This window comes from Priestia sp. JV24 (assembly GCF_025910025.1).
In the GTDB taxonomy this organism is placed as follows: Bacteria; Bacillota; Bacilli; order Bacillales; family Bacillaceae_H; genus Priestia; species Priestia megaterium.
In genome coordinates, this window is record NZ_JAPCIN010000005.1 from 1 (window position 1) to 10,499 (window position 10,499).

At 38.8% G+C, this 10,499-nt stretch carries 12 protein-coding genes and 1 tRNA gene; 10 read left to right on the forward strand and 3 right to left on the reverse strand.

From position 1 onward, the window contains the following. The first annotated feature begins 2 nt into the window (after positions 1 to 2). From OK414_RS01045 to tsaD, 5 genes are all read left to right on the forward strand, one after another. Positions 3 to 78: transfer RNA gene (locus tag OK414_RS01045), tRNA-Asp, on the forward strand. A 220-nt stretch (positions 79 to 298) separates the two neighbouring features. Further along, positions 299 to 769 (forward strand): tRNA (adenosine(37)-N6)-threonylcarbamoyltransferase complex ATPase subunit type 1 TsaE, encoded by a 471-nt coding sequence (gene tsaE / locus OK414_RS01050; RefSeq protein ID WP_013081426.1) that lies wholly within the window; start codon positions 299 to 301, stop codon positions 767 to 769. After that, positions 766 to 1,464, forward strand: coding sequence for a tRNA (adenosine(37)-N6)-threonylcarbamoyltransferase complex dimerization subunit type 1 TsaB (gene tsaB, locus OK414_RS01055; RefSeq protein WP_013081427.1), 699 nt, complete (start codon positions 766 to 768; stop codon positions 1,462 to 1,464). Before tsaE ends, tsaB begins: the two co-directional genes overlap by 4 nt. A gap of 14 nt (positions 1,465 to 1,478) precedes the next feature. Then, complete coding sequence (gene rimI / locus OK414_RS01060) at positions 1,479 to 1,928, forward strand: ribosomal protein S18-alanine N-acetyltransferase (protein ID WP_034654811.1); 450 nt, start codon at positions 1,479 to 1,481, stop codon at positions 1,926 to 1,928. Next, positions 1,925 to 2,941, forward strand: coding sequence for a tRNA (adenosine(37)-N6)-threonylcarbamoyltransferase complex transferase subunit TsaD (gene tsaD, locus OK414_RS01065; protein ID WP_026106485.1), 1,017 nt, complete (start codon positions 1,925 to 1,927; stop codon positions 2,939 to 2,941). The genes rimI and tsaD overlap by 4 nt, the downstream gene beginning before the upstream one ends. Before the next feature lie 254 nt (positions 2,942 to 3,195). On the opposite strand, the gene OK414_RS01070 is transcribed toward tsaD, so the two are convergent. Next, entirely contained in the window at positions 3,196 to 5,130 is a 1,935-nt protein-coding gene (locus tag OK414_RS01070) for an ABC-F family ATP-binding cassette domain-containing protein (protein ID WP_263046018.1), read from the reverse strand. A 458-nt stretch (positions 5,131 to 5,588) separates the two neighbouring features. On the opposite strand from OK414_RS01070, the gene OK414_RS01075 reads away from it, so the two are divergent. Genes OK414_RS01075 through tatC form a run of 3 tightly spaced genes read left to right on the forward strand, consistent with a single transcriptional unit; the run spans position 5,589 to position 7,237 of the window. After that, a complete protein-coding gene (locus OK414_RS01075) occupies positions 5,589 to 6,227 on the forward strand; it encodes a redox-sensing transcriptional repressor Rex (RefSeq protein ID WP_013055021.1) in 639 nt (212 codons plus the stop codon). Positions 6,228 to 6,280: 53 nt separating this feature from the next. After that, entirely contained in the window at positions 6,281 to 6,466 is a 186-nt protein-coding gene (gene tatA / locus OK414_RS01080; RefSeq protein ID WP_013055022.1) for a twin-arginine translocase TatA/TatE family subunit, read from the forward strand. 15 nt (positions 6,467 to 6,481) lie between these two features. Further along, positions 6,482 to 7,237 (forward strand): twin-arginine translocase subunit TatC, encoded by a 756-nt coding sequence (gene tatC / locus OK414_RS01085; RefSeq protein ID WP_013081431.1) that lies wholly within the window; start codon positions 6,482 to 6,484, stop codon positions 7,235 to 7,237. Positions 7,238 to 7,262: 25 nt separating this feature from the next. On the opposite strand, the gene OK414_RS01090 is transcribed toward tatC, so the two are convergent. Next, positions 7,263 to 7,490: a YdiK family protein gene (locus tag OK414_RS01090; RefSeq protein ID WP_013055024.1), complete on the reverse strand. Its 228-nt coding sequence runs from the start codon at positions 7,488 to 7,490 to the stop codon at positions 7,263 to 7,265. Further along, on the reverse strand, positions 7,487 to 8,215 hold the full coding sequence (locus OK414_RS01095; protein WP_263046019.1) for a CPBP family intramembrane glutamic endopeptidase: 729 nt from the start codon (positions 8,213 to 8,215) through the stop codon (positions 7,487 to 7,489). Before OK414_RS01095 ends, OK414_RS01090 begins: the two co-directional genes overlap by 4 nt. 299 nt (positions 8,216 to 8,514) lie before the next feature. Between OK414_RS01095 and groES the strand changes: the two genes are divergently transcribed. Continuing rightward, positions 8,515 to 8,799 (forward strand): co-chaperone GroES, encoded by a 285-nt coding sequence (gene groES / locus OK414_RS01100; protein ID WP_013055026.1) that lies wholly within the window; start codon positions 8,515 to 8,517, stop codon positions 8,797 to 8,799. 67 nt (positions 8,800 to 8,866) lie between these two features. After that, positions 8,867 to 10,498: a chaperonin GroEL gene (groL, locus tag OK414_RS01105; RefSeq protein ID WP_263046020.1), complete on the forward strand. Its 1,632-nt coding sequence runs from the start codon at positions 8,867 to 8,869 to the stop codon at positions 10,496 to 10,498. Position 10,499: the final 1 nt, after the last annotated feature.

Consider the following 10,499-nt stretch of genomic DNA (forward strand, 5'->3'; position numbering starts at 1 on the left):
ATGGTCCCGTGGTGTAGCGGTTAACATGCCTGCCTGTCACGCAGGAGATCGCGGGTTCGATTCCCGTCGGGACCGCCATGTTTTAGAAACGAAACAATGTGTTTCGTCTTTTTTATTGTTTGAACCATTTTTATATAAAACTTTACCGTCCTTAGGAGCAATCCTAAGGAATTTTTTATATACAAAGAAATTTCCTTATAGAATTGCGATGTTAAAGATTGTTGGATTTCTTACTGGATATGTATAGTCCACAACGTTTACAATATATATATACAGGTTGAAGTGAGGTTCTGAATGAATGACAGAGATTAACGAATTTACGTTTATGTCTACGTCTCCTGATGAAACTAATCAGCTGGCTGCTCGTCTAGCAACTTTATTAGAAGCTGGTGACGTGCTGCTGCTTGAAGGCGATTTGGGAGCTGGAAAGACAACATTCACAAAAAGTTTAGCTAAAGGATTAGGAATTGAACGCAATGTGAATAGCCCGACATTTACGATCATTAAAGAATACAAAAGCGGTCGCCTTCCTCTTTATCATATGGATGTGTACCGTCTAGGGGATGAATTTGAAGACCTAGGGTTCGATGAGTATTTTGAAGGAGATGGCGTGACGGTCGTGGAGTGGGCTCATCTGATTGAAGAGCAGCTTCCTAATGAATATATTCAAATCAATATTTACCATGAAAACGAAACGACTCGTAAAATCCTTGTAAAAGCGATAGGGAGTCGGTACGTTGAAATATGTAAGGAGCTTTTTAAAAGATGAAAATGTTAGCCATTGATACATCCAATTTTGTCATGGGTGTTGCTGTCGTTGAAGAAAACAAAGTAATTGGAGAAATTATTACGAATCTAAAAAAGAATCACTCCGTTCGTGTGATGAACGCTGTGGAATCTTTGTTAAAGGACTGTGATATTGCGCCAAGCGAGCTAGACCGCGTTGTAGTGGCGCACGGTCCTGGATCTTATACAGGTGTACGCATTGGCGTTACCATTGCCAAGACACTTGCTTGGACTTTAAATATTCCTTTAATAGGTGTATCTAGCCTTGAGGCACTAGCAGCAAACGGTCGCTATTTTGATGGGTATATTGCTCCGTTATTTGATGCGCGCCGTCAACAGCTTTATACAGGACTATATGAATGGAATAACGAACGAAGTCTTCTAGAAGTTGAAAGTGATCGACTTGTTATTAATAAGGACTGGGCGGAACATTTAAAGTCATACAACAAACCTATTTTATTCATAGGCAATGATCTTCCTATGCATGAAGAGACGTTAAAAGAAGTGCTGGGTGAACAAGCTGTATTTGCCCATGTTCAGCAGTTTAATCCAAGACCAAGTGAATTGGCTTTCTTAGGAATAAAGAAAGAGCCGCAGTCTGTGCATACTTTTGTTCCGAACTACATTCGTTTAGCTGAAGCGGAAGCCAACTGGCTTGCTTCACAGCAAAAAGGATAAAAGAAGGTATAAACATGAAACTAACAATTAAGTTTCGCTTAATGGAAGTTAAAGATATTGATCAAGTAGTGAAAATCGAAGAGAAGTCTTTTACGACACCTTGGAGTTCAGAAGCGTTTCAAAATGAGTTAACCAATAATCAATTTTCAACTTACATTGTGATGGAAGAAGGAGAAAATATTATTGGGTATTGCGGAACGTGGATTGTTATTGACGAAGCACATGTAACCAACATTGCCCTATTGCCAGACTACCGAGGTAAGGGACTCGGTGAATTGCTGCTGCGCAACGTGATGGACGTTCTTCGAAAACTAGGTGCTGCGTCAATGACATTAGAAGTTAGGGTATCTAATCATATTGCACAATCATTGTATCAAAAGCTAGGTTTTAAACCTGGAGGTATTCGTAAGAATTATTATTCTGATAACAATGAGGATGCATTAGTTATGTGGGTGAATTTATGAGTGAAAATCAATTAATTTTAGCATTAGAAACAAGCTGTGATGAGACAGCAGCGGCCGTGATTCGAAACGGTCATGAAATTGTAGCCAATGTGGTGGCATCACAAATAGAAAGCCATAAACGATTTGGCGGTGTCGTACCGGAGATTGCATCTCGTCATCATGTGGAACAAATTACGGTAGTAGTTGAAGAAACTTTAAATCAAGCGAACTTGACGTTTGCAGATATTGATGCAATAGCTGTAACGGAAGGACCTGGGCTTGTGGGAGCACTTCTTATTGGCGTAAATGCAGCCAAAGCGCTAGCATTTGCGCATCAAAAGCCATTAATTGGTGTTCATCATATTGCAGGACATATTTATGCAAATCAGTTAATCAAAAAATTAGAATTCCCGCTTTTATCGCTAGTTGTATCTGGAGGGCATACGGAGCTTGTATACATGGAAAGTCACGGTCAGTTTAAAGTGATTGGTGAAACGAGAGATGATGCAGCAGGAGAAGCCTACGATAAAGTAGCCCGCACGTTAAACCTTCCATATCCAGGTGGACCGCATATTGACCGCCTTGCACATGAAGGAGAGCCATTAATTGATTTGCCGCGTGCTTGGCTAGAAGAAGGATCCTATGATTTTAGTTTCAGTGGGTTAAAATCAGCAGTTATTAACACTGTCCACAACGCGAAGCAAAAAGGTGAAGAAATTCTTCCACAAACGCTTGCTGCTAGCTTTCAAGCGAGTGTTATTGATGTGTTAGTAACTAAAACGGTTAAAGCTGCAAAGGAATATAACGTTAAGCAAGTGTTAGTAGCAGGAGGAGTTGCTGCTAATAAAGGACTTAGAGCAGCGCTAGAAGAGGCATTTGTACCATTATCAAACATTGAGCTTATTATCCCGCCGCTGTCTCTATGCACGGATAATGCCGCAATGATTGGAGCAGCGGCAAGTGTACGATTTGCTCAAGGAAAACGCTCAGATATGTCATTAAACGCAAACCCCGGTTTAGACTTGGAAGAGTAAGAGACGAGTGAGATTTATTTCTCATTCGTCTTTTTTGTGGGTAAAAATAATTTATCAACAATATTCAATAAATTTAGAATTGCCTGTGGATAATTATGTGGAAAAGTCCGTGTACTCAGTACACGGACATGTTATCAACAAGTTTTAATTATGAAAATCAGACAGATATCCACTATTTATTCACATAGTGGATAAAGCTTGTTCTAAAGGGCACGAACAAGTAAATAGGGCGAATAAATACGAAAAAATACAGGCTATTCTTCTAGAAGCAGCTGTAATTCTTCCCACTCTTCCATTAATGTGGATAACTGTGAAGAAATTTTTTCATTTTCACCGTTCAATCTTGATACTTCTTCGTGGTTTTGATAAATTTCAGGATCACAAAGAAGTTCTTCATTCTCCGCTTGTGCGGCTTCTAATTTGTTTACTTCAGTTTCAATTTCTTCAATTCGGCGCGTTCGCTGCCTCATCAATTTCTTTTGTTCTTTATCTTGTTTATAGGACTGTTTATCTACTTTTACCGTACGTTCTTCGTTTGCTTTCATATTTTCTAATTCTTTGATTTCCTCTATTTCTGCTTTCTTTTCGACATAATAGTCATAATCTCCAAGAAATTCTTCTACCCCTTCAGGAGATAGCTCTGCTATTTTGTTTGCAATACGATTAATAAAATAACGGTCATGTGAAACAAATAATAGAGTCCCTGGGTAATCAATTAATGCATTCTCGAGTACTTGTTTGCTATCTAAATCAAGATGGTTAGTAGGTTCATCTAAAATTAAGAAATTAGCTTTTTGAAGCATAAGCTTCGAAAGAGCCAAACGTGCTTTTTCACCACCGCTAAGCGTCGAAACGATTTTCAGTACATCATCACCTGAAAACAGAAAATTTCCAAGCGCTGTACGAATTTCTTTTTCAGGTTTGGATGGGTAGTCATCCCAAAGCTCATTTAAAACGGTTTTATTAGAAGTTAAATTAGCTTGCTCTTGGTCGTAATAACCAACCATTACGTTTGAGCCAAAAGAAATGGTTCCAGTCTTGAAGCTTAGTTTATCCACAATACCTTTTAATAACGTAGATTTCCCAACTCCATTAGGGCCAACCAATGCAAGGCTTTCACCTTTTTTAATCCGAAGGTTTGCCTCTTGGACGACGTATTTGTGTTCATCATATCCGATAGACACGTTTTCGAGATTTAAGACTTCATTTCCGCTTTGACGCTCAATTTCAAACGAAAAACTAGCTGATTTTTCGCCTTCGTTAGGTCGATTTATTAACTCTATTCGATCGAGCTGTTTCCGTCTGCTTTGCGCACGTTTTGTAGTCGATGCGCGGGCGATATTTCGCTGAATAAAATCATTCAGTTTTGCGACTTCATCTTGCTGCTTTTCGTACTGACGCAACTCTTTTTCATATCGCTCTGCTTTTTGTACAAGGTATTTAGAGTAGTTGCCCGTGTACTTGACCGTTGTTTTTTTTGTGACTTCATACACTTGATTTACGACTTTATCAAGGAAGTAACGATCGTGTGAAACAATTAAAATAGCTCCTTCATACCCTTGCAGAAACTGTTCCAGCCATGCTAAAGTTTCAATATCTAAGTGGTTGGTAGGCTCATCCAGAATAAGCAAGTCTGGCTTTGTTAAAAGCAGTTTTGCAAGAGCCAAGCGCGTTTTTTGTCCACCGCTCAAGGAAGAAATAGGGGTGCTATAGTCAAAGTTTGAAAAACGGAAACCGTGAAGAATAGATCGTGTATCCGCTTCATATTGATAGCCGCCTAAATCTTTGAACGTTACTTGAAGCTGATCGTACTCTTTGGTTAGTTTTTCGTATTGAACTGAATCATTAAAAATGTCTGGATCGCCCATCTTCGTTTCAAGCGTACGTAATTCTTTTTCCATCTTCTTTAATGGAGCAAAGACCGTCATCATTTCTTCCCATATGGAGAGTGTTGACTCAAGAACTGTATCTTGTCCCATATAATCAATGGAAACACCTTTAGGTTTAATAATTTCTCCGCTGTCATAAGAAAGCTGCTCAGCAATAATTTTTAATAAAGTTGATTTACCAGCACCGTTTCGTCCCACTAGGGCAATGCGGTCTTTTGATTGTACTTCTAACTTTATATTCGATAAAATGGGTTCTGCCCCATAGTATTTTGTAATACCGTTCAATTGTAGAATAATCATTTTTTCACCTCTAGTAGTATATCCATAGTGTATTTTAACATATTTTCAACTACAAGTTCTTCCTACAAGCGTTTGTAATTTGTAGAGGGACAAGGACAAATGATGAAGCGAATGTTTTGATTCATGAAATAAAATGATTTTACCTGCACATTTTATACAGGATACTATGTTAAAATAAGAGATAAGTGCATCTCTGAACTTATATATGATGGATGTAGAAAACCCGTCATGACTAACAAACGGATCCTTTGAAGGGCTAATTGCTTCGTTCTAACTACCGACTTTAAGTAGTGCTGGATAGCCAAAAGGAGTCGGGGTATGAAGCGGAGTATATATAAAACAAGAGAAAAGAGAGAGAATTGGAAGCGCTACCTCGGAGCGGTTGAGGCTTTGTGAAAGGTAATGCAATATGACTTGAAAATGTTAGTAATGACATACATGAACTGAGGGGGTACAACGTGAACACTGAACAATTAAAAATACCACAAGCAACGGCTAAACGATTGCCGCTTTATTATCGTTTTTTAAAAAACTTGCATGCTTCTGGTAAACAGCGTGTTTCGTCAGCGGAGTTAAGTGAGGCAGTGAAAGTTGATTCTGCTACTATTCGTCGGGATTTTTCTTACTTTGGAGCATTAGGGAAAAAGGGATACGGCTACAATGTAAATTATTTACTTACATTTTTCCGTAAAACGTTAGACCAAGATGAAGTAACGAAAGTAGCACTGATTGGCGTAGGGAATCTGGGAACGGCCTTTTTAAATTATAATTTTATTAAAAATAATAACACCAAAATTGAGTGCGCTTTTGATGTGATAGAAGATAAAGTCGGTACAAAAGTAGGCGACGTGCCGGTTTATCACCTTGACCAATTGGAAGATTATATGAGTGATGATATCTCAGTGGCGATTTTAACCGTTCCTGCCACTGTGGCTCAGCAAATTACCGATCGTTTAGTGAATTGCGGAATTAAAGGGATTTTAAACTTCACTCCTGCACGCTTAAACGTACCGGATGAGATTCGACTGCATCATATTGATCTGGCTGTAGAATTACAGTCGCTTGTCTACTTTTTGAAAAATTATCCTGTTGAATAAGATGGACTGTGTTACGATTTCCTTAAGTCTAAATTAATAAGGAGAGTGGGAATATGGGGATTGGAGCAGGTAGTTGGATTATTATTGCGATTGTAGCACTGCTTATTTTTGGACCGAAACGGTTACCGGAGCTAGGAAGATCAGTCGGGCAAACGCTTAGAGAGTTTAAGCATGCCGCTAGCGGTGCATCAGAAGATCGTGAAAAAGATAAACAGCGTCAAGTAGATGACAAAGAGTAAAAGGGTGATCATAGTATGACCGAACAAGAAATGTCAATATATGATCATATAGGAGAGCTGCGAAAACGCATTTTAATTGTTTTATTTTTCTTTGTCATTGCCACAATTGGCGGCTTTTTTATAGCGGATAAGGTTATTGTCTATTTACAGCATGCTGATGAGGCAAAAAATTTAACGATGAATGCATTTAGGCTAACAGATCCAGTTAAGATTTATATGCAGTTTGCTGTTATTATCGGCTGTGTACTTGCAGCTCCTGTTGCACTGTATCAACTTTGGGCATTTGTTAGTCCTGGTTTATATGAAAAAGAGCGTAAGGTAACGCTTGGATATATTCCTGTTTCCATTTTTCTCTTTATCGGCGGTGTCTCTTTTTCTTATTTTGTGTTGTTTCCATTTGTCGTCGATTTTATGACGCGGGTTTCCGATGAGCTGAATGTAAACCAAGTGATTGGCATTAATGAATACTTTTCTTTTTTAATGCAGCTCACACTGCCTTTTGGCCTGTTGTTTCAGCTTCCTGTCGTCGTCATGTTTTTGACGCGATTAGGAATTATAACGCCTATGTTTTTATCTCAAATTCGAAAGTATGCCTATTTCGTACTGCTAGTTATTGCCGCACTGATTACACCACCGGAATTGCTCTCGCACATGATGGTGACAGTGCCGCTCTTAATTTTGTATGAAATCAGCATCATTATTTCCCGCATTTCGTATCGCAAAGTGTTAAAGGCAAGGGCAGAGCAAGAAAGAGAAGATGTTAGTATGTAAAAAAACCACTGAAACAGTGGTTTTTTTATTTAGATGAATCATCTTGATTTTTATATTGCTGCTGCAACTTTTTAATTTTATAGTGCAAGATAAAAATGCGAACCGCAAATCTGAAATCGAATGCGGCTACGAGTGCAAATAAGATCGTAGGGAAGTTCCACACGGTTTCCTGAGCATTTTGAATAGCCAGGTAGGTGAATAAAATCCCCATAATAATATAAATAAACCCTCGTGTTAAAGGGATATTCTTCATAAAAACATGCCTCCAAAAATAAACTGCATTTGTTCTGCTTGCTTTTGCATTTCTATAATTTTATCTGCAAAAATAGTTTGAGATAAAATAACGATTGTATTCATCAACACGTGAGCAATAATGGGTACAATAATTAGTTTTGTTCTTGCATAAAGGAATGCAAATACAAATCCCATGGCTGTATACACGAGCAAATGTTTAAAATCCCAGTGTACGGCAGCGAAAATAAGGGAACTAATAAATGCAGAGATAAAAAAATTATATCGTTTGTGAAGAGAACCGAAAATAATCTTTCGAAAAATAATCTCTTCTAGAATTGGTCCAATAACAGACGTAACGACAATAAGGAACGGCGTTGCTTTAACAAGATTAACAATGTTTTGTGTATTTTCAGATACTTGGGTAATGCCAAGAGCGTGCTCAATCATCCCTGCTACAGCTTGACCAGCCATAGCCAGGAACACCCCAAGGACTGACCAGACCACAGTTACCGTTGTTCCCGCATGTTCTATACGCATGGACATGTCACGGCGCAGCAGCAGTAAGACAATAAGTAAACCAAGGATAAAGCTAATGATGGTCCAATAAGTCAAAAGCATGACAGTCGCTGTTCGAACTGGATATTGATCAAATATTCCTGTTAATTTTAACAGCGGTATACCAACAACTCCTGAAAACTGCATAAGGATGTAGGTGAGGATAACATACCAATAACGTTTTTCCAATCTTCTATACTCCTTTAAAAGGTTTTTATGTATATATGTCGAAGAAGTACTGTAAAGTCAGTAATTTCTTCTTGCTCGTATTGTAACATACATATTATTGAACAGAGAAAAGAATGCTTTATTTCTCAAAATCGTCGAAATCTAAGACTATTATATGTAGTTTTCGTAAATTTTAAATTTTTTTTGTTTAATACTTGCAAAAAAAACCCACTTTGTTTTAATATAATAATTGTGTTAGCACTCGTTGAGCTTGAGTGCTAATAAAAATGCAAACATATTATTTGAGGAGGTTGTTTCACTTGTTAAAGCCATTAGGTGATCGCGTAGTGATTGAACTTGTAAAATCTGAGGAAAAAACAGCAAGCGGTATCGTGTTACCGGACAGTGCAAAAGAAAAACCACAAGAGGGTAAAATTGTTGCTGTTGGTACAGGCCGAGTATTAGAAAGCGGTGAGCGTGTAGCTTTAGAAGTAGCTGCGGGCGATCGTATCATCTTCTCAAAATATGCGGGTACTGAAGTGAAATACGAAGGTACTGAATACTTAATTTTACGCGAAAGCGATATTTTAGCTGTAATCGGCTAATTTTAACCACAAACTTATCATACGTAAAAAATAGATTATTAAGAAAATCTTGAGGAGGTCAAAGAACATGGCAAAAGACATTAAATTTAGCGAAGAAGCACGTCGCGCAATGCTACGTGGTGTAGACACATTGGCAAATGCTGTAAAAGTAACGCTTGGACCAAAAGGTCGTAACGTTGTATTAGAAAAGAAATTCGGTTCACCGCTTATTACAAATGACGGTGTAACAATTGCAAAAGAAATCGAATTAGAAGACGCATTTGAAAATATGGGTGCTAAATTAGTAGCCGAAGTTGCTAGCAAAACAAACGACGTCGCTGGTGACGGTACAACTACTGCAACAGTTTTAGCGCAAGCAATGATCAGAGAAGGTCTTAAAAACGTAACGGCTGGTGCTAACCCAATGGGTATCCGTAAAGGTATGGAAAAAGCAGTAGCTGTAGCGGTTGAAGAACTAAAAGCAATCTCTAAACCAATTCAAGGTAAAGATTCAATTGCTCAAGTAGCGGCTATCTCAGCAGCTGACGAAGAAGTAGGTCAATTAATTGCTGAAGCAATGGAGCGCGTTGGTAACGACGGCGTTATCACACTTGAAGAATCAAAAGGTTTCACAACTGAATTAGAAGTGGTAGAAGGTATGCAGTTTGACCGTGGATATGCATCTCCTTACATGGTAACTGATTCAGATAAAATGGAAGCTGTATTAGATGATCCATACATCTTAATCACAGACAAAAAAATCGGTAACATTCAAGAAATCTTACCGGTATTAGAGCAAGTTGTTCAACAAGGCAAGCCCCTATTAATCATCGCTGAAGACGTAGAAGGCGAAGCTTTAGCAACATTAGTTGTGAACAAACTTCGTGGTACATTCACAGCTGTAGCTGTTAAAGCTCCTGGTTTCGGTGATCGTCGTAAAGCAATGCTACAAGACGTTGCGATCTTAACAGGCGGAGAAGTAATCACTGAAGAGCTTGGTCTCGACCTAAAAACAGCAAGCATTGATCAATTAGGTCGCGCTTCTAAAATTGTTGTAACAAAAGAAAATACAACGGTTGTAAACGGTGCAGGAAACGCAGAAGACATCCTAGCACGCGTAAACCAAATCAAAGCTCAGCTTGAAGAAACAACTTCAGAGTTTGACCGTGAAAAATTACAAGAGCGCTTAGCAAAACTTGCTGGTGGCGTAGCTGTAATTAAAGTGGGTGCGGCAACTGAAACTGAGTTAAAAGAACGTAAATTACGTATTGAAGATGCATTAAACTCTACGCGTGCTGCGGTTGAAGAAGGTATCGTAGCTGGTGGTGGTACTGCATTAGTAAATATCTATAATAAAGTATCAAGCATCGAAGCTGACGGTGACACTGCTACAGGTATCAACATTGTATTACGTGCGATCGAAGAGCCTGTACGTCAAATCGCTCACAATGCTGGTTTAGAAGGATCAGTAATCGTTGAGCGTCTAAAAGGCGAAGCAGTTGGAACTGGATTCAATGCTGCAACTGGCGAGTGGGTAAACATGCTAGACACTGGTATCGTTGACCCAACAAAAGTAACGCGTTCAGCTCTTCAAAATGCTTCTTCTGTAGCGGCTATGTTCTTAACAACTGAAGCAGTTGTTGCTGACAAGCCAGAAGAAGGCGGAGCACCTGCAATGCCTGACATGGGCGGCATGGGTGGAATGGGCGGCATGATGTAAT